Genomic DNA, 17,705 nt, shown 5'->3' with positions numbered 1-17,705 from the left:
GCCGTTCGTACCGCCGTATGGGACCCGTCAACAACGGTCGAATCCGGCCACGGCGGGGCTTTCCTCTTCTTGGACGTCTCGGACACTCGTCCGTCCGTGTTCCACCCGCATCCCACCCGCATTCCACTAGGAGCTCGCGATGGCCGACGTGGCCTTCGTCGTCACCACGATCGCGGTGTTCGCGCTCGTGGCTCTCGTCGCCAAGGGGGTGACGAAGCTGTGACCGCCGAGAACGTCGTCGGCCTGATCGTGGCCGTCGCCCTGCTGGGTTACCTCGTCCTCGCCCTGATCTACCCGGAGAGGTTCTGAGCCCCGCATGAGCCCCGTCCTCGCCGGCGTGCTCCAGATGCTCGCCCTCATGGCCGCCCTGGCGCTCGCCTACATACCCCTCGGCACCTACCTGGCCAAGGTCTACTCCTCGCCCAAGCACCTGCGGATCGAGAAGTGGATCTACAAGGGCATCGGTGCCGACCCGGACACGGAGATGCGCTGGCCCGCGTACCTGCGCGGCGTCCTCGCCTTCTCCCTGGCCGGCGTGCTCTTCCTCTACCTCCTCCAGCGGCTCCAGGGCGTGCTGCCCGGCTCCCTGGGCTTCGCCGCCATCGACCCGGACCAGGCGTTCAACACCGCCGCCTCCTTCGTGGCCAACACCAACTGGCAGTCGTACTACGGCGAACAGGCCATGGGCCACGTCGTGCAGACCGCCGGCCTGGCCGTGCAGAACTTCGTCTCCGCGGCCGTCGGCATCGCCGTCGCCGTCGCCCTGGTCCGCGGTTTCGCCCGGTCCCGCACCGGCGAGCTGGGCAACTTCTGGGCCGACCTGGTCCGCGGCGTCGTCCGCGTCCTGGTGCCGGTCGCGGCCCTCGCGGCGGTCGTCCTGGTGGCCTGCGGGGTGCTCCAGAACTTCTCCGGCATCCACGAGGTCGGCCAGTTCACCGGCGGCTCGCAGCAGTGGAACGGCGGCGCGGTCGCCTCGCAGGAGGCCATCAAGGAACTGGGCACCAACGGCGGCGGCTACTTCAACGCCAACAGCGCCCACCCCTTCGAGAACCCCACCCCCTTCACCAACCTCTTCGAGATCTTCCTGATCCTGCTCATCCCGGTCGCCCTCACCCGGACCTTCGGCCTCATGGTCGGCTCGGTGCGCCAGGGCTACGCGATCCTCGCGACCATGGGCACCATCTGGGTCGCCTTCACCGCCCTGATGATGTGGACCGAGTTCGCTCACCAGGGCCCGGCCCTGGAGATCGCGGGCGGGGCGATGGAGGGCAAGGAGCTGCGCTTCGGCATCGGCGGCTCGTCGATCTTCGCGGTGTCCACCACCCTCACCTCCACCGGCGCGGTGGACTCCTTCCACTCCTCCTTCACCGGCCTCGGCGGCGGTATCACCCTGCTCGGCATGATGCTGGGCGAGATCGCGCCCGGCGGCGTCGGCTCCGGGCTCTACGGCATGCTGGTCATGGCGGTCATCGCGGTGTTCATCGCCGGCCTGATGGTCGGCCGCACCCCCGAGTACCTGGGCAAGAAGATCGGCACCCGCGAGATCAAGTACGCCGCCTGCTACATCCTCATCACCCCGGCACTCGTACTGACCTTCACCGCCCTGGCGCTGGCCCTGCCCACCCCGGGCAACTCGATGACCAACAGCGGCGCGCACGGCTTCTCCGAGATCCTGTACGCCTACACCTCCGCGGCGAACAACAACGGCTCGGCCTTCGCCGGCCTCAACGCCGACACCCAGTGGTTCAACACCACCCTGGGCCTCGCCATGCTGCTCGGCCGCTTCCTGCCGATGGTGTTCGTCCTGGCGTTGGCCGGCTCGCTCGCCGGGCAGCAGCCCGTCCCGGCCACCGCGGGCACCCTGCGCACCGAGAAACCGCTGTTCACCGGCCTGCTGGTGGGCGCCATCCTCATCGTCACCGGCCTCACCTACTTCCCGGCACTCGCCCTGGGTCCGCTCGCCGAAGGGCTGGCGGCATGACCTCCGACACGCACGAGCACGAGGACGCGATGTCCACAGCCACCCCGACGCCCACCCCGAGCCCCGACCCGGGCCCCACCCCGTCCCGGGCGCCGCACAGCGACGCACCCACCGGGCACACACCCCACGAGGGCCGGGCCGGCACCGGCCTCTTCGACCCGAGGCAACTGCTCACCTCGCTGCCGGACGCCTTCCGCAAGCTCGACCCCCGCGTGATGGTCAAGTCGCCCGTCATGTTCGTGGTCCTGGTCGGCTCCGTCCTGACCACCGCCTTCTCCTTCCTGGACCCCGGCGACTGGTTCGGCTGGACCATCAGCGCCTGGCTCTGGCTCACCGTGATCTTCGCCAACCTGGCGGAGGCGGTCGCCGAGGGCCGGGGCAAGGCGCAGGCCGACACCCTGCGCCGGGCCAAGACCGACACCGTCGCCCGCCGCGTCGACGGGACCACCGTCCCCGGCACCAAGCTGCGCGTCGGCGACCTGGTGGTCTGCGAGGCCGGGGACGTCATCCCCGGCGACGGCGACGTCGTCGAGGGGGTCGCCTCGGTCGACGAGTCGGCGATCACCGGCGAGTCGGCGCCCGTCATCCGCGAGTCGGGCGGCGACCGCAGTGCCGTCACCGGCGGCACGAAGGTCCTCTCCGACCGCATCGTCGTCCGGATCACCACCAAGCCCGGCGAGACCTTCATCGACCGGATGATCAACCTGGTCGAGGGCGCGGCCCGGCAGAAGACGCCCAACGAGATTGCGCTGAACATCCTGCTGGCCTCGCTGACCATCGTCTTCCTGCTGGCCTGCGCCACACTGACGCCGTTCGCCGACTACGCGGGCACCGAGCTGACGATGGTCGTGCTGGTGGCGCTGCTGGTCTGCCTCATCCCGACCACGATCGGCGCCCTGCTCTCCGCGATCGGCATCGCGGGCATGGACCGCCTCGTTCAGCGCAACGTGCTGGCCATGTCGGGCCGCGCCGTCGAGGCCGCCGGCGACGTCTCCACCCTGCTGCTGGACAAGACCGGCACGATCACGCTGGGCAACCGGCAGGCCGCCGAGTTCGTCCCCGTGCGCGGCACCACCGAGGCCCAGGTCGCGGACGCCGCCCAGCTCTCCTCCCTGGCCGACGAGACACCCGAGGGCCGCTCGGTCGTCGTCCTCGCCAAGGAGCGGTACGGGCTGCGCGAACGCCACCAGGGCGAACTGGTCGGCGCCGAGTGGATCGGGTTCACCGCCCAGACCCGCATGTCCGGCGTGGACGTCGAGGGCCGCAAGGTCCGCAAGGGCGCCGCGGGCTCCGTAACCGCCTGGGTCCGGGAGCACGGCGGCACGGTGGCCGACGACGCCGGAGCGGTGGTGAACCGTATCTCCGAGGCCGGCGGCACGCCGCTGCTGGTCGCGGTCGAGGACGCGCGGGGCGCCCGCGTCCTCGGCGTCATCCACCTCAAGGACGTCGTCAAGCACGGCATGCGCGAGCGGTTCGAGGAACTGCGCCGCATGGGCATCCGTACCGTCATGATCACCGGCGACAACCCGCTGACCGCCAAGGCGATCGCGGACGAGGCCGGCGTCGACGACTTCCTCGCGGAGGCCACCCCCGAGGACAAGATGGCCCTGATCAAGGCCGAACAGGCCGGCGGCAAGCTCGTCGCGATGACCGGCGACGGCACCAACGACGCGCCCGCGCTCGCCCAGGCCGACGTCGGCGTGGCCATGAACACGGGCACGTCGGCCGCCAAGGAGGCCGGCAACATGGTCGACCTCGACTCCGACCCGACCAAGCTCATCGAGATCGTCGAGATCGGCAAGCAGCTCCTGATCACCCGGGGCGCGCTGACGACGTTCTCCATCGCCAACGACGTCGCCAAGTACTTCGCGATCATCCCGGCTCTGTTCGCGGCGGTCTACCCGGGCCTGGACAAGCTCAACATCATGGGCCTGTCCTCGCCGGACTCCGCGATCCTCTCCGCCGTGATCTTCAACGCGCTGATCATCGTCGCGCTGGTCCCGCTCGCCCTCAAGGGAGTGCGCTACCGGCCGCTCAGCGCCGACCGGCTGCTCCGCCGCAACCTGACCGTCTACGGCCTGGGCGGACTGATCGCCCCGTTCATCGGCATCAAGATCATCGACCTGCTCGTCTCGCTCATCCCCGGAATCGGCTGACCGACATGAACACCTCCGTCACCAACACCGCCCGGCTGCTCGGGGCGGGCCTGCGCGCCCTCCTCGTCCTGACCGTGGTCACCGGCATCGTCTACCCCCTGGTGATCACCGGCATCGCCCAGGGCCTCTTCCCCGGCAAGGCGAACGGCTCCGAGATCGAGGCGGACGGCAAGGTTGTCGGCTCCTCCCTCATCGGCCAGTCGTACAACCTGCCGCTCGAGAAGGGCCAGGAGACCCCGGAACCCGACCTGAAGTGGTTCCAGGGCCGCCCGGCCAACGGCCTCGGCACCAACACCGTCAACACGCAGTACGACCTCATCCTGTCCGGCGCCACCAACCGCTCCGCCGACAACCCGGAACTCGTCCAGTGGGTGAAGGACGCCAAGGCCGCCGTCATCAAGGACAACTCCGTCCCCGGCCACACCGTCCACCCCTCCGACGTACCCGCCGACGCCGTCACCTCCTCCGGCTCCGGCCTCGACCCGCACATCTCCCCCAAGTACGCGGCCCTCCAGATCCACCGGGTCGCCGAGCGGAACGCCCTCCCCGTCCCCCAGGTCCGCGCCCTCGTCACCGCCCACACCACCCCCCGCACCCTCGGCTTCATCGGCGAACCCCGGGTCAACGTCCTGGAACTGAACATCGCCCTCAGGGAACTGACGAGCAAAAACTGACCCCCACAACATGGGAGCCGCCCCCTCTCCCGCCCCCCGGCTCCCACCCGACGGTGACGACATGACGGTCCTCCCCCGCACCCCTCGCGGCATGAAACGCCTCTTCCACACCCTCCTCCTCACCACCGCCACCCTCACCGAAAACCTGTGGCTACTCGGCACGGGCGCCTGGACCCTGATCACCGCCCTGCTGATCGACCTGGTCTACCGGCCTTGAGAGGACCCGGGTCGCGGATGTGGATTCTTTGTGGACTCCAGACGTGAGAAAGGCCCCCCGTTCGAATAGAACGAGGGGCCTTTAGCCCTCTGTGTCGAAGTGAGGTACGGGCAGCGTCTCGCCATCCTCAGACCTTCTCGACTCGCACGGCATGTCCCGCGAGGAGTTGATTCATGTCGTCGGTGTCGGAGGTGAAGACGGTTGCCTGAGCTCCCCGCATGGCTTCCCGCCCGGCCACAGCCGCCAGAATGGCGTCGATGGCGTACTTGTGCCCGTGCAGGCCGGCTGCCTTCATCATGTCGCGCGCCATGGTGATCACCTGGTCGTCCGTGTGCACGATGCGGATCCGGGACAGCGTCCAGTTCCACAGCCCCTGCCCTGACGCTTCGCGCGGGTCCCAAGCTTCCAAGGTCGTGAGTGCCGAGGTGACGATCGGGATGTCCAGTCGCGGAGCCGTCTTGATCAGCGCAGTCATCTCCCGATCGCCCTGCACTGCCTTGGAGAGAGCCTCGGAGTCGAACACGAAGAGGCGCTGTCGCGGCCGGTGCAGCTTCGCTCGGGCTGTGCGGCTCACGCGGCCTCGTCCGAACTCGATCGCTGCTCGTCATGCCAGCCGTCGATGGCGGCGATGCGGTCCAGCGCTGTTTGCTGCTCGTCGTCCGTCACGGCGCCGTGTTCTTCTTCGAGACGTTCGGCCAACTCGCGCAGTCGGTCCATGGCGTCCTGATGAGCGGCGGCGGCTGCGATGTAGCCGGACACCCCGCGCGCGTCGACGCGCTCCTTGATCGATTCCACCAGCTCTTCCGGCACGGTGATGGTGATCTTCCGGGTTGCCATACTTCAAGTATGCCATCTCTTGTCCGATGCGGCCGACGGATACCAGCGCCTGGTCTGCGAGAGGCGCGGCTGGGGTTCGCGTGAGGATGTGGACTCTTTGTGGACTCCAGACGTGAGAAAGGCCCCCCGTTCGAATAGAACGAGGGGCCTTTAGTTCTCTGACCGGCTACGCAGTCAGTGCCCCCGGCAGGATTCGAACCTGCGACACCCGCTTTAGGAGAGCGGTGCTCTATCCCCTGAGCTACGAAGGCCGGTGGTGGCACGGTGTGATGTGCCGCCGCGGACAGTGTAGCGGGTGGGTGGGGCGGCGTCGGGGGGTCAGGGGAGGGGGCCGGGGGTGGGGCTCGCCGGGGGATGGGCCCGGAGGGGGATACGGCGTAGGGGTGGGGTCAGGGGCGGGTGATGCGTATTTGGTGGTCGCCCTTCAGGTCGGCGGCGGCGATGGTGATCGTGATGCCGCGGCGTGGGTCCTTGAAGGTCTCGCCCGGGGTGAAGGCGGCGTCCGAGAGTTCGGCGTGGACGTTCGGGCTGCGGGTGCAGCCGCCGCTGTCCCGGCGGGAGTCGTGGACCGTGACCGGGCCCATGCCCGTGTCGACGTCCGCGTCGACCTTGTAGATGAGGACGCCCGGCCGGCACACCGTCTCGTCGTTGCCGGCGCGGGTGCGCAGCTCGACCGCGTAGCCGGACGTGCCGTCCAGCGGGACCACGACCAGCTTGTCGCCGCCCTTGCGGGCCAGTGGAGTCAGTGTGTACTCCGTCGTCCCCGGTGCGGACGCGCAGTGCACCTGGGAGGGGTCCAGCCAGCCCAGTTTCCACTTGTGCCAGCCGAGGAGGTCGTTGTTGGCGCCCCAGTCCTCGCTCATGATGTCCCAGTGGCCGACGGCCCCGCCGCCCTCCTGGGTGTAGAGGTCGGGCAGGCCGAAGACGTGGCCGTTCTCGTGGGGGAGCACCCGGTAGCCGGTCTCGTCGTAGGAGCCGGAGCCGTCGTCCTGGCGGGAGTAGACGAAGGACGCGTTGGCCACCGGGACGCCGTCGGCGATCGGGGCCTCGGCGTTGCCGGCGAAGGTCACGGACAGGACCGTGTCGAGGGCGGAGGGGCCCGCGTTCGGGGTGACCAGGATGTTCAGGAGGTCGTACGCCCGGAAGTCCACCTTCGTGTCGGCCGCCTCGACCAGGTCCTCGACCAGGGTCCGGTAGCCGGGTTCGAAGGGGGCGCCGCGCTCTATGCCGTACTCGGCGAACGACTTCGGCATGCGCAGCCAGTCGCGGATCGGTGTCTCGGGGCGGTAGTCGAGGCGGCCGTAGGAGCTGGTGCGGAACCACTCCTCGGTCTGCGGGAAGAACTCCGCGTACCGGTCGAGCGCCTCGCCCTCGCCGGGCGCGTCGGAGAAGTCGATCATCAGGTTCAGGGCGCGGACGGTGCCGGTGGAGCGGGCGTAACCGGTGGAGGTGGGGACGCCCTCGGACATCTGGATCTCGGGGCCGCCGCTGATCATGCAAGGGCCGTGCGCGGAGGAGCGGGAGAGGGCGGCGGGGCCGGGGCCCGACGCCGTGGTGCCCGGCGCGAGCCGGCCGGTGCCCGCCGACGTGCTGACGGCGAGGGTCACGACGGTGACCGTCGCGAGCGCGGCCAGCCGGCGCGTGCGTATCCGGCGGCTCGGCGGCGGCGCCTGCGGCTGCGGCTGCATGCGGATCTCCCGGACCACGGCAGCCCCCGGACACCGGCTGCACCCTTCGATCACCCTGTGCCGAGGGGTGGGCGGGCGCGCGCTGGAGGGGCCGATCGTGGGTTTCTGGCCGGTAGCGGCCGACCGGGGGACGCGGGCCGACAGGGTCGACGGAGGTGTGTGACTCAGGTCACGGTGGATTGGTTCGGGATCGGGAAATAACCGGGGATCGTTTCCCCGTTTAGCCCTGTGTCCGAGCGAAACGGGGACTGCTTCCCCGGATCGCCACCGCAGTCGTCAGAGGAGTACGCCGTGCGCACCGCGACCCCCGAGCAGCACAAGGCGACCCGGCCCCGCGCCGACGCCCTGCGCAACCGGGAGCGGATCGTCACCGCCGCCCGGGAGATGTTCGTCGAGCACGGTCCCGAGGTGCCGCTCGACGACGTCGCCCGCCGGGCCGGCGTCGGCAACGCCACGGTGTACCGCAACTTCCCCGACCGCGACGCCCTCGTCCGCGAGGTCGTCTGCTCGGTCATGGACCGTACGGCGCGGGCCGCCGAACTCGCCCTCGCGGAGACCGGCGACGCGTTCGAGGCGCTGGAGCGCTTCGTGCACGTCGCCGCCGACGAGCGGATCAGCGCCCTGTGCCCGATGGTCTCCAGCACGTTCGACCAGCACCACCCCGACCTGGAAGCGGCGCGCACACGAGTCGAGCGGCTCGTGGCCGAGGTCATGGACCGGGCGAAGGCGGCCGGTCAGCTCCGTACCGACGTGGGCGTGGGCGACGTGATGATCGCCGCGGCGCAGCTCAGCCGGCCGCCGGCCGGTACGGGGTGCCTGAGCGCCGACCGGTTCGTCCACCGCCACCTGCAGTTGTTCCTGGACGGGCTGCGGGCTCCGGCCCGCTCCGCCCTGCCGGGCACGGCCATGACGATGGAGGATCTGCGCCGCCCCTGCGACGACCGGTAGCTCCACCTCATAGACCAGTAGCTCCACCTCACTCCCGACCGTCTGAACAGCGGGCGGTGGTCCCCGTGGCCGCCGCCGTGGGGCAGTCGTCCCTTTACTCACCCCTTTTCCGTCACGAAGTCCCGAAGTGGGTACCTCCATGTCTGAAACAGCCGTCAAGGCTTCCGGCGCTTCCGGCGCTCCGGGCGTCCCCGACGCCGGCCGCTGGAAAGCGCTCGTCTTCATCGCGCTCGCCCAGCTGATGGTCGTCCTCGACGCCACCATCGTGAACATCGCCCTGCCCTCCGCCCAGCAGGACCTCGGCATCTCCGACGGCAACCGGCAGTGGGTCGTCACGGCCTACGCCCTCGCCTTCGGCGGTCTGCTGCTGTTCGGCGGCCGGATAGCCGACCTGTGGGGCCGCAAGCGCACCTTCGTCGTGGGCCTGGCGGGCTTCGCCGTCGCCTCCGCGCTCGGCGGCGCGGCCACCAACGAGGCGATGATGTTCGGCTCCCGCGCCCTCCAGGGCGTCTTCGGCGCGCTGCTCGCGCCCGCCGCGCTCTCGCTGCTCGCCGTGATGTTCACGGACGCCAAGGAGCGCGCCAAGGCCTTCGGCATCTACGGTGCGATCGCCGGTGGCGGTGGCGCCGTCGGTCTGATCCTCGGCGGTTTCCTCACCGAGTACCTGAACTGGCGCTGGACGTTCTTCGTCAACATCCCGTTCGCGGTCGTCGCCGCGGCCGGTGCCTACTTCGTCATCCGTGAGCCGCAGGGCAGCCGCAACCGCTCGCCGCTGGACATCCCCGGCGTGATCCTGTCCACGCTCGGTCTGGTCGCGCTCGTCTACGGCTTCACCCGCGCCGAGTCCGAGGGCTGGAGCGACGCGGTGACGGTCGGCATGTTCGTCGGTTCCGCCGTGCTGCTGCTCGCCTTCGTGATCGTCGAGTCGAAGGTCAAGGCGCCGCTGCTGCCGCTGCGCGTGATCACCGAGCGCAACCGGGGCGGGATCTATCTCTCGCTGGGCCTGGCGATCATCGCGATGTTCGGCCTGTTCCTGTTCCTGACCTACTACCTGCAGATCGTGAAGGGCTACACGCCGGTCAAGACCGGCTTCGCCTTCCTGCCGATGATCGCGGGCATGATCACGGGTTCCACGCAGATCGGCACCCGCCTGATGACCCGGGTCGCGCCCCGGCTGCTGATGGGCCCCGGCTTCCTGGTCGCCGCCCTCGGCATGCTGTTCCTCACCCAGCTGGAGGTCGACACCTCCTACGCCGCGGTGCTGCTGCCCGGCATGCTGCTGCTCGGCCTCGGCATGGGTACGGCGTTCATGCCGGCCATGTCCATGGCCACCATGGGTGTGGAGCCGCGGGACTCCGGTGTCGCCTCCGCGATGGTCAACACCTCGCAGCAGGTGGGCGGCGCGATCGGTACGGCGCTGCTGAACACGATCGCCGCCTCGGCCACCACGTCCTATATCGCCGACCACATGGGCGGCGCGGCCTCCCGGTCCCAGCAGCAGCTGGTCCAGCTGGAGGGCCAGGTGCAGGGCTACACCAGCGCGATCTGGTTCGCCGTCGGCATCCTGGTCGTGGCGGCCGCGATCGCCCTGACCTTCATCAACGCCGGGCGTCCGGGCGGCACCACCGTCACGGGTGCCGGGTCGGGTGACGGGGCTGAGGCGGAGCTGCCCGTGCCGGTCGTCGCCCACTGACGGCACCGGACGCCGTACTCCTCGGGCCCCTGATCCATCCGTGCGCAGGGGAGGGGACGCCCCTCGCGCACGGTTCCCAGGACCTGCCCCGGCCGCGCGCTCAGCGCAGCCAGGGCAGGTCCGCCCCCGCTTCGCTCGGCTGAAGTCCCTCGGCGACGATCCGCATGATCTCGCCGAGGGACTTCTGCTGTTCGGGGCTGAGCCGGTCGAAGACGGCCTGGCGTACGGCGTTCACGTGGCCGGGCGCGGTCTGGCGCAGCACCTCGTACCCCTCGTCCGTGAGGATGGCGAACTGGCCGCGCTTGTCGGAGGGGCAGTCCTCGCGGCGCACCCAGCCGCTCTTCTCCAGGCGGGCGACGGCGTGGGAGAGGCGGGAGCGGGTGATCTTCGCGTACCGGGCCAGTTCCGTCATCCGCAGCCGCCGTCGCGGTGACTCGGCGAGCTTGACCAGCAGTCCGTAGTAGACGTGCGGCATCCCCGCGTCCCGCTGGAGCTGACGGTCGAGGTGGTCCTCCAGGAGGGTGGCCGCCTCGATGTAGGAGCGCCAGACGCGCTGTTCCTCGTCGGTGAGCCAGCGGGGCTCGTCGGCGGAGGGCGGGGTGGGTGCCGTATTCATGTATCCATCGTACGAGTCCTTGAACTTTAAACAAGCAACCCTTAAATTTGGCAGGGAGCAGCTTGAGAGTTCAAGTAACGGGAGTCGCCTCATGTCCGCCGCCGCCCGGGAGCGCATGCCCGCCCTGTATCTCAGTCACGGCGCCCCGCCCCTCGCCGACGACCCCGTGTGGCCCGGCGAGCTGGCCGCCTGGGCCGCCGCCCTGCCCCGGCCCAAGGCGATCCTCGTCGTCTCCGCCCACTGGGAGGAGGCCCCGCTCGCCCTCGGCGCCACCCGGACCGTCCCCCTGGTCTACGACTTCTGGGGCTTCCCCGAGCACTACTACCAGGTGCGCTACGAGGCTCCGGGCGCCCCCGCGCTCGCCGAGTCCGTACGCAAGCTGCTGCGCGCCCCCGGAACGCCCGTGCAGGACGTCCCCGACCGCGGCCTCGACCACGGCGCCTACGTGCCGCTGGTCGAGATGTACCCCGGCGCCGACATCCCCGTCCTCCAGGTCTCCATGCCGACACTCGACCCGGCCCGGCTCATGGAGATCGGCCGCAGGCTCGCGCCGCTGCGCGACGAGGGCGTGCTGATCATCGGCTCCGGCTTCTTCACCCACAACCTGGCCGCGCTGCGCCAGGCGGGGACGCCCGCCTGGTCCGCCGAGTTCGACGACTGGGGCCGGCGCGCGCTGGACGCCGGTGACGTGGACGCGCTGCTCGACTTCACCCACACGTCCCCGGCGGGCCGGCTCGCCCACCCGCGCACCGAGCACTTCGCCCCGCTGTTCGTCACCATGGGCGCCGCGGACGCGGCCGGTGAGCTGGACCTGCGCGAGTCCGTGATCGACGGGTTCTGGATGGGGCTGGCGAAGCGGTCGGTGCAGTTCGGCTGAGCACCCCGGGCACCTCCCCCGGGGGAGGGGTTACAACGGCTTCTCGTACCAGGCCACGTCCCAGTAGCGGCCGAACTTGCGGCCCACCTCCCGGTACGTGCCGACGTACCGGAAACCGAAGCGCTCGTGCAGGCGGACCGAGGGCTCGTTGGGCTGTGCGATGCCCGCGTAGGCGCGATGCAGGTCCTCGTCGGCCAGGGCCTCGAAGAGGGCCGTGTAGAGGAGCGTGCCGACCCCGCGCCCGGCGGCGTGCGGGGCGACGTAGACGGTGGTCTCCACCGAGGTGCCGTACGCGGGCTTCGCGCGATAAGGGCTGGATGTGGCGTACCCCAGGATCTCCTGTGAGTCGGCGTCCGTGGCAACCCTCAGCCGGTGCGCGCCGTCTTCAGGGTGGGAGAGCAGCCAAGGGCGGCGCTCTTCCGGGGTGAACGGTTCGGTGTCGAACGTGATGGGCGTCTCACGTACGTAGTGGTTGTAGAGGTCGGTGAGGGCCTTGAGATCGTCCTCGACCCCCGGTCTGACCTGGACCTCCGCGTGCCCCGTCGGCATGCCGCCTCCCTCTGTGGCGGCACAGGGTACTGCATGATCAGAAAAATCGGGGGACGGGTTGGGAATTCTGTCCGGATTCCAGTCGTTGTTTCCATCGGATGCAGGGCACCCGAGGAGAGCCCCGTGAGGGACGGCAGACCGGATCCGGGACCGCAGAGACCGGAGACGACAACTCCGCACGGTGTCCGACGTCCACCGGACCACCCGCTGAACCACCATCGCAAGGGAGCACGCATGGCAACCCGTGCCGTCGCCCGTCGTAAGTCCGCCACCGGCGAGACGGCCGACGCGGCAACCAGCGTCCGCGCAGGCAGCGGCGAGCTCGCCGACCGCGATCTGGTCGGCATGTACCTCGACGAGATCGCACGGACACCGCTGCTCGACGCCGCCAAGGAGGTCGAGCTGTCCCAGACCATCGAGGCGGGTGTGTTCGCGCGGCAGGTCCTCGAAGGCTACGAGGAGACCGGGGCGGACGCCACCCGGGACGAGCTGCAGGCCCTGATCGACGAGGGCGAGCGGGCCAAGGACGTCTTCATCCGTTCCAACCTCCGCCTGGTCGTCGCGGTCGCGCGCCGCTACCCGCGCAGCGGTCTGCCGCTCCTCGACCTGATCCAGGAGGGCAACGCCGGCCTGGTCCGCGCGGTCGAGAAGTTCGACTACCGCAAGGGCTTCAAGTTCTCGACGTACGCCACCTGGTGGATCCGGCAGGCCATCACCCGGTCCATCGCGGACCAGTCGCGCACCATCCGGCTGCCCGTCCACCTCGTGGAGGAGCTGGGCCGCATCCGGCGCGTGCAGCGCGAGTTCAACCGCGAGCACGGCCGCGAGCCGGAGCCCGCGGAGATCGCCGCCGAGCTCGGCTCGACGCCCGAGCGCGTCACCGACGTGCTCGACTGGGCCCGCGACCCGGTCTCGCTGAACATGTCGGTGGACGACGAGGGCGAGACCCAGTTCGGCGACCTGCTGGAGGACACCTCCGCGGTGTCGCCCGAGCAGTCGGTGATGACGCTGCTGCGCAGCGAGGAGCTGGACGACCTGATCGGCCGCCTCGACCCGCGCACGGCCTCCATCATCAAGATGCGGTACGGCATCGACGACGGCCGTGAGCGCACGCTGACCGAGGTCGGCAAGGAGCACGGGCTCACGCGCGAGCGCATCCGGCAGATCGAGAAGCACGCGCTGCTCGAGCTGAAGAAGCTGGCCCGCGACACCGGCTTCGAGGCGGCGGCGTAAGCGCGGTCGCGGGGCGGGAGCCCGGCAGGTGACGCGTGGGGCGTACGCCGGTGGCCGAACCCCGCGCAAACATGGCCGTACAACGCTGCTTCAACCGGCGGGGCCCGGGAACAAGAACTCCGGGCCCAGTGATTCGCCGTCCGGGGGCGCACCCCGGACCGGCCCTCGGGCCGCCCAGGACCACGTCCCGACGCACTCCCCCCGGCGCCGGGACCTTCCCGAGCCGGGCTCGGCGCCTCTCCCCCCGGGGCGCCGAGCCCAGGCTCCTTCCACGAGCGGAACGGCCGGCGGACGCGTGCCGGGACGGGCGGGAAGACTCGATGTGCGGGGGAGGGCCGGCGGAGAAGGCGGGGCACCCCGAACCTGAACCCCGGGGTGACCCGCCGGATGGCAGATTCTGCCACAGCGGCATAATCTGCCGAAGGTGAGCAGCACCACCCCACCCTCCCCGGCGCCCGAGCCCCGGCGCACTTCCGGCCTCGAGCACGGCCCCGAGCACGGCCCCGGCTCCGAGCGCACTTCCGGCCCCGGCTCCGGGCATGCTTCCGTCCCCGTCGCTCCCGGTTCCGGGCGCGCTTCCGGCTCCGGTTCCGCGCACGTCTCCCTCACCGAGCGGCGCAAGGCGGAGACCCGGATGGAGATCGCCCGCGCCGCGGCCCGCCTCTTCGTCGGCCAGGGGCTGCGGGCCACCCGGGCCGAGGACATCGCCCGCGCCGCGGGCATCGCCCCGCGCACCTTCTACCGGTACTTCGCGACCAAGGAGGAGGCCGTCGCCCCGCTCTACGCGCTGGGTGCCGAACGCTGGGCGGAGGCGGTGCGCGAGGCCCCGCCCGAACTGTCCCTGCCCGACGCCCTGGAGCACGCCGCGCGGCACACGCTGACGCCCGGCGCCGGGGTCTCGACGCCGTCCTGGGAGTGGGCCCGCACGCTCATCCACCTGGCCGAGAGCAGCCCGGCGCTGCGGAAGGTGTGGGCGGAGGTCTGCCAGAACGCCGAGCGGGCCCTCGTCGAGGTGCTGGCCGCGCGGCTCTCCGGCGGTGACGACAACGTTGCCGCACGGCTGAGGTCCTCGCCCGGGCTGCACTTCGGCGCCGCCGTGGCGGGAGCGGCGGTACGCGTGGCGGTGGAGCGCTGGGCCTCCTCGCCCGAACGCGCCCGCAGTCCCCTGGAGTTGGCGCTGCGGAACCTGGAGGGGATGCGCGGCTTCACCTGGGAGGGCTGAGCCGGGCCGCGCGCCAGACGGGCCGAGGCGTCGGCCCCTGCCCCGGGGCGCGTTGCCCTGCCCCCGGGGCGCATCGGCCCCTGTCCCCGGGGCGCCTGGACCCTGCCCCCGGGGCGGCGGCGGTCACCGGCCGTCCGCCGCCCTCACCAGCCTCGTACCCAACCCCCGTACGCACTCCACCAGTTCCGCCGGCTCCCGTACCCGGAAGTCCACGCCCAGCATCACCAGCCGTACCGCCATCCACTCCATCGAGTCGGCCACCGTCGTCCGCAGGACGCACGACGTGCCGTCGCCCTCGGGCTCCGGCGCGCCGAGCCACCCCGGCAGCCGGGCCGCGACGACCTCGGCCGGCGCGTCGAAGGCGACCACGATCCCGTACGAGTCACCGCGCCGCTGCATCGAGCGCCGCAGGTACTCCGCCGCGCTCCCGGTCGGCAGCTCCCGGGGCGCGAACCGTGCCCCGGTGGCGAAGGGGTCGCTCACCCGGTCGACGCGGAAGGTCCGCCAGTCGTCCCGGTCGAGGTCGTAGGCGACCAGGTACCAGCGGCGTCCCGTCGACACCAGGCGGTACGGCTCCGTCAGGCGCCGCGACTCGGTGCCGTCCCCGGCGCGGTAGGCGAACCGCAGCCGCTCCTGCCCGGCCACGGTGGAGGCCATGACGGTGAGCGTCTCGGGCGCGATGCTCGGGCCGTCCCCGCTGGTCAGCGGCGTCGTCGCGGCCTGGAGGGTGGCGACGCGGTGACGCAGCCGGGACGGCAGCACCTGTTCCAGCTTGGCCAGCGCCCGCACCGACGCCTCGTCCACGCCCTCCACCGCGTGCCCGGCGCCGGCGCGCAGCCCGACCGCGATCGCGACCGCCTCCTCGTCGTCGAGGACGAGCGGCGGCATCGCCTTGCCCGCCACCAGCCGGTAACCGCCGTCGGCGCCCAAGGTGGCCTGCACGGGGTAGCCCAGCTCGCGCAGCCGGTCGATGTCCCGCCGGACCGTGCGGCGGGAGACCCCGAGCCGCTCGGCCAGCTCGCCGCCGGGCCATTCGCGGGGCGTCTGGAGAAGGGAGAGGAGCGTCAGGAGCCGGGCCGGAGTGTCCGTCGTCATGAGTCCGAGGATGCCGCACATCTAGGTCATGAACTGTCCTACTGGGGTCATAGCTTTCCTCCCATGACCTCCACGCACTCCTCCGACCGGCCTTCACCGGACCAGCCCCCGGCAGGCGTCCCGGACCAGCCCCCGGCAGGCGTCCCGGACCAGCCCCCGGCAGGCGTCCCGGGCCCGCCCACGGCAGGTATCCCGGCCCAGCGCGGCGCGGGCGACCGGCGCCGCTGGTTCGCCCTGGCGATCGTGATGACGGCCGCCTTCATGGACCTCGTCGACGTCACCATCGTCAACATCGCGATCCCGTCGATCCGGCAGGACGAGGGCGCCTCCTTCAGCCAGATCCAGTGGATCACCGCCGGCTACGCCCTCGCCTTCGCCGCCGGCCTGATCACCGGTGGGCGACTCGGCGACATCCACGGCCGCAAGCGGGTCTTCCTCGTCGGCATCGGCGGCTTCACCGTGGCGTCCGCGCTGTGCGGCCTCGCCGTGAACCCGGAGATGCTGGTCGCCTCGCGCATCCTCCAGGGCGCGATGGCGGCGCTTATGGTGCCGCAGGTGCTGTCGATCGTGCACGCGACCTTCCCGGCCCACGAACGCGGCAAGGTGTTCGGGCTGTTCGGCGCGATCGTCGGCCTGGGGGCCGTCTCCGGACCGCTGCTCGGCGCGCTGCTCACCGAGTGGAACCTCTTCGGGCTCGAGTGGCGGCCCATCTTCCTCATCAACCTGCCCGTCGGCATCGCGGGGCTGGTCCTCGGCAGCCGGTTCATCACGGAGTCCAAGGCGCCGCGCGCCCTCAGGCTGGACCTGGTCGGGGTCGCCCTGGTCACCCTCGGTCTGCTGATGCTGGTCTACCCGCTCACCCGGGGCCGCGAGCTGGACTGGCCGCTGTGGGGGTACCTGTCGATGGCCGGCTCGGTCGTCGTCCTCGCGGTCCTGGTGGCGTACGAGCGGCGCAAGACCGTACGGGACGGATCGCCGCTGGTGGAGCTGTCGCTGTTCAAGGTCAAGAGCTTCGCGGCCGGTATCGCCGTGCAGACCGTCTTCGGCGTCGCGCTCGGCATCTTCTTCCTGGTCTGGACGCTGTACATGCAGGACGGGCTCGGCTGGAGCCCGCTGCGGGCCGGGCTGACCGGCGTGCCGTTCTCGATCGCGGTCTCCGTGGCGGCCGGGGTGTCGGTGCAGAAGCTGGTCCCGCGCTTCGGGCGCAAGGTGCTCCAGGCGGGCGCGCTGGTGATGGCGGCCGGAGTGCTGCTCTACATCTGGGAGTCCGAGCGGTACGGACTCGGCATCACGTCCTGGCAGATGGCGCTGCCGCTCGTGGTCATGGGCCTCGGCATGGGTCTCATCGTCGCCCCGCTGACGGACGCGGTGCTCTCCCAGGTGCCGCGCGAGCACGCCGGCGCGGCGTCCGGGCTCATCAACACCGTGCAGCAGATGGGCAACGCGCTGGGGCTGGGGCTGGTCTCCGTGGTCTTCTTCGGCACGATGAGCGATCACCTGACCCCGGCCCGGATCGGCCCCGCCTACGCGGACGGGTTCCAGCACGCGCTGGGCTGGGTGGCCGCGGTGATGGGCGTCATCTTCCTGCTGATGTTCGCGCTGCCCAAGCGGCCGGCCCAGCACGTGGAAGGGGCCCAGGGGGAGGAGCGGGCGGAGGAGAAGGAGCCCGCGCTGGTCTGAGACCGCCGCACCGGGGGTGAGGGGCGGGCCCGGCACTTCGGTGCCGGACCCGCCCCTCACCCATCCGCCCGCTCGTCTGACCAGCCCTCCGTCTGACCAGCCCTCCGCCTGTCCGTCGGCATGCCCGTTCGTGCCCACTTGAGTCCGACTGCTTCTGTTTAGCTGTTTACATTCCGGAAAACCGGGCGTAGCCTCCCAGCGAAACAACAGGTTCGGGCATGGGTCGGAGGTGAACGGTC

17 protein-coding genes and 1 tRNA gene are annotated in these 17,705 nt (G+C 70.9%); 11 read left to right on the top strand and 7 right to left on the bottom strand.

What is annotated here, in order from left to right; genetic code table 11:
- The first annotated feature begins 219 nt into the window (after positions 1–219).
- The 5 genes from kdpF to ACFIF2_RS18680 all read left to right on the top strand — a co-directional run bounded on the left by kdpF (position 220) and on the right by ACFIF2_RS18680 (position 5,028).
- Positions 220–309 (top strand): K(+)-transporting ATPase subunit F, encoded by a 90-nt coding sequence (gene kdpF / locus ACFIF2_RS18700; protein WP_230071413.1) that lies wholly within the window; start codon positions 220–222, stop codon positions 307–309.
- A gap of 7 nt (positions 310–316) precedes the next feature.
- The gene (gene kdpA / locus ACFIF2_RS18695; protein WP_395573979.1) at positions 317–1,981 is read left to right on the top strand and encodes a potassium-transporting ATPase subunit KdpA; all 1,665 of its coding nucleotides are present in this window, start codon (positions 317–319) and stop codon (positions 1,979–1,981) included.
- A complete protein-coding gene (kdpB, locus tag ACFIF2_RS18690) occupies positions 1,978–4,137 on the top strand; it encodes a potassium-transporting ATPase subunit KdpB (RefSeq protein WP_395573977.1) in 2,160 nt (719 codons plus the stop codon). Before kdpA ends, kdpB begins: the two co-directional genes overlap by 4 nt.
- Before the next feature lie 5 nt (positions 4,138–4,142).
- Complete coding sequence (locus ACFIF2_RS18685; RefSeq protein WP_395573975.1) at positions 4,143–4,811, top strand: potassium-transporting ATPase subunit C; 669 nt, start codon at positions 4,143–4,145, stop codon at positions 4,809–4,811.
- Positions 4,812–4,872: 61 nt separating this feature from the next.
- On the top strand, positions 4,873–5,028 hold the full coding sequence (locus ACFIF2_RS18680) for a hypothetical protein (protein ID WP_395573973.1): 156 nt from the start codon (positions 4,873–4,875) through the stop codon (positions 5,026–5,028).
- A 127-nt stretch (positions 5,029–5,155) separates the two neighbouring features.
- On the opposite strand, the gene ACFIF2_RS18675 is transcribed toward ACFIF2_RS18680, so the two are convergent.
- From ACFIF2_RS18675 to ACFIF2_RS18660, 4 genes are all read right to left on the bottom strand, one after another.
- Positions 5,156–5,602, bottom strand: a complete 447-nt coding sequence (locus ACFIF2_RS18675; RefSeq protein WP_395573971.1) for a hypothetical protein — start codon at positions 5,600–5,602, stop codon at positions 5,156–5,158.
- Positions 5,599–5,865 (bottom strand): hypothetical protein, encoded by a 267-nt coding sequence (locus ACFIF2_RS18670; RefSeq protein WP_395573969.1) that lies wholly within the window; start codon positions 5,863–5,865, stop codon positions 5,599–5,601. The genes ACFIF2_RS18675 and ACFIF2_RS18670 overlap by 4 nt, the downstream gene beginning before the upstream one ends.
- Before the next feature lie 178 nt (positions 5,866–6,043).
- Positions 6,044–6,116, bottom strand: a tRNA-Arg gene (locus tag ACFIF2_RS18665).
- A 138-nt stretch (positions 6,117–6,254) separates the two neighbouring features.
- Positions 6,255–7,553, bottom strand: a complete 1,299-nt coding sequence (locus ACFIF2_RS18660; RefSeq protein WP_395573967.1) for a M6 family metalloprotease domain-containing protein — start codon at positions 7,551–7,553, stop codon at positions 6,255–6,257.
- A gap of 291 nt (positions 7,554–7,844) precedes the next feature.
- On the opposite strand from ACFIF2_RS18660, the gene ACFIF2_RS18655 reads away from it, so the two are divergent.
- Positions 7,845–8,501 carry a TetR/AcrR family transcriptional regulator gene (locus tag ACFIF2_RS18655; RefSeq protein ID WP_395573965.1) on the top strand — a complete coding sequence of 219 codons (657 nt, stop codon included), beginning with the start codon at positions 7,845–7,847 and terminating at the stop codon, positions 8,499–8,501.
- A gap of 139 nt (positions 8,502–8,640) precedes the next feature.
- On the top strand, positions 8,641–10,194 hold the full coding sequence (locus tag ACFIF2_RS18650) for an MFS transporter (RefSeq protein ID WP_395573963.1): 1,554 nt from the start codon (positions 8,641–8,643) through the stop codon (positions 10,192–10,194).
- Positions 10,195–10,294: 100 nt separating this feature from the next.
- On the opposite strand, the gene ACFIF2_RS18645 is transcribed toward ACFIF2_RS18650, so the two are convergent.
- Complete coding sequence (locus tag ACFIF2_RS18645) at positions 10,295–10,810, bottom strand: MarR family winged helix-turn-helix transcriptional regulator (RefSeq protein ID WP_395573961.1); 516 nt, start codon at positions 10,808–10,810, stop codon at positions 10,295–10,297.
- 91 nt (positions 10,811–10,901) lie between these two features.
- Between ACFIF2_RS18645 and ACFIF2_RS18640 the strand changes: the two genes are divergently transcribed.
- A complete protein-coding gene (locus tag ACFIF2_RS18640; protein ID WP_395573959.1) occupies positions 10,902–11,687 on the top strand; it encodes a dioxygenase in 786 nt (261 codons plus the stop codon).
- Between the two features lie 30 nt (positions 11,688–11,717).
- On the opposite strand, the gene ACFIF2_RS18635 is transcribed toward ACFIF2_RS18640, so the two are convergent.
- On the bottom strand, positions 11,718–12,236 hold the full coding sequence (locus ACFIF2_RS18635; RefSeq protein WP_395573957.1) for a GNAT family N-acetyltransferase: 519 nt from the start codon (positions 12,234–12,236) through the stop codon (positions 11,718–11,720).
- A gap of 234 nt (positions 12,237–12,470) precedes the next feature.
- On the opposite strand from ACFIF2_RS18635, the gene ACFIF2_RS18630 reads away from it, so the two are divergent.
- The gene (locus ACFIF2_RS18630) at positions 12,471–13,469 is read left to right on the top strand and encodes an RNA polymerase sigma factor RpoD/SigA (RefSeq protein ID WP_395573955.1); all 999 of its coding nucleotides are present in this window, start codon (positions 12,471–12,473) and stop codon (positions 13,467–13,469) included.
- Positions 13,470–14,103: 634 nt separating this feature from the next.
- A complete protein-coding gene (locus ACFIF2_RS18625) occupies positions 14,104–14,691 on the top strand; it encodes a TetR/AcrR family transcriptional regulator (RefSeq protein ID WP_395574309.1) in 588 nt (195 codons plus the stop codon).
- A gap of 123 nt (positions 14,692–14,814) precedes the next feature.
- On the opposite strand, the gene ACFIF2_RS18620 is transcribed toward ACFIF2_RS18625, so the two are convergent.
- Complete coding sequence (locus ACFIF2_RS18620; RefSeq protein WP_395573953.1) at positions 14,815–15,786, bottom strand: helix-turn-helix transcriptional regulator; 972 nt, start codon at positions 15,784–15,786, stop codon at positions 14,815–14,817.
- A gap of 63 nt (positions 15,787–15,849) precedes the next feature.
- Here ACFIF2_RS18620 and ACFIF2_RS18615 point away from each other — a divergent pair, with 63 nt between their 5' ends.
- Positions 15,850–17,466, top strand: a complete 1,617-nt coding sequence (locus ACFIF2_RS18615) for a DHA2 family efflux MFS transporter permease subunit (protein ID WP_395573951.1) — start codon at positions 15,850–15,852, stop codon at positions 17,464–17,466.
- The last annotated feature ends 239 nt before the right edge of the window (positions 17,467–17,705 follow it).

It is taken from the genome of Streptomyces sp. BK79 (genome assembly GCF_044142145.1).
Taxonomy (GTDB): domain Bacteria; phylum Actinomycetota; class Actinomycetes; order Streptomycetales; family Streptomycetaceae; genus Streptomyces.
Note: the sequence above shows the minus strand (reverse complement) of the source record. Positions and strands in the feature narration are given on the sequence as shown.

Excerpts from the sequence above, each read along its gene's own strand:
- kdpA (WP_395573979.1), top strand. The coding sequence starts at position 317 with ATGAGCCCCGTCCTCGCCGGCGTGCTCCAGATGCTCGCCCTCATGGCC.
- kdpB (WP_395573977.1), top strand. The coding sequence starts at position 1,978 with ATGACCTCCGACACGCACGAGCACGAGGACGCGATGTCCACAGCCACC.
- ACFIF2_RS18685 (WP_395573975.1), top strand. The coding sequence starts at position 4,143 with ATGAACACCTCCGTCACCAACACCGCCCGGCTGCTCGGGGCGGGCCTG.
- ACFIF2_RS18680 (WP_395573973.1), top strand. The coding sequence starts at position 4,873 with ATGACGGTCCTCCCCCGCACCCCTCGCGGCATGAAACGCCTCTTCCAC.
- ACFIF2_RS18670 (WP_395573969.1), bottom strand. The coding sequence starts at position 5,865 with ATGGCAACCCGGAAGATCACCATCACCGTGCCGGAAGAGCTGGTGGAA.
- ACFIF2_RS18660 (WP_395573967.1), bottom strand. The coding sequence starts at position 7,553 with ATGCAGCCGCAGCCGCAGGCGCCGCCGCCGAGCCGCCGGATACGCACG.
- ACFIF2_RS18650 (WP_395573963.1), top strand. The coding sequence starts at position 8,641 with ATGTCTGAAACAGCCGTCAAGGCTTCCGGCGCTTCCGGCGCTCCGGGC.
- ACFIF2_RS18645 (WP_395573961.1), bottom strand. The coding sequence starts at position 10,810 with ATGAATACGGCACCCACCCCGCCCTCCGCCGACGAGCCCCGCTGGCTC.
- ACFIF2_RS18640 (WP_395573959.1), top strand. The coding sequence starts at position 10,902 with ATGTCCGCCGCCGCCCGGGAGCGCATGCCCGCCCTGTATCTCAGTCAC.
- ACFIF2_RS18635 (WP_395573957.1), bottom strand. The coding sequence starts at position 12,236 with ATGCCGACGGGGCACGCGGAGGTCCAGGTCAGACCGGGGGTCGAGGAC.
- ACFIF2_RS18630 (WP_395573955.1), top strand. The coding sequence starts at position 12,471 with ATGGCAACCCGTGCCGTCGCCCGTCGTAAGTCCGCCACCGGCGAGACG.
- ACFIF2_RS18625 (WP_395574309.1), top strand. The coding sequence starts at position 14,104 with ATGGAGATCGCCCGCGCCGCGGCCCGCCTCTTCGTCGGCCAGGGGCTG.
- ACFIF2_RS18620 (WP_395573953.1), bottom strand. The coding sequence starts at position 15,786 with ATGACGACGGACACTCCGGCCCGGCTCCTGACGCTCCTCTCCCTTCTC.
- ACFIF2_RS18615 (WP_395573951.1), top strand. The coding sequence starts at position 15,850 with ATGACCTCCACGCACTCCTCCGACCGGCCTTCACCGGACCAGCCCCCG.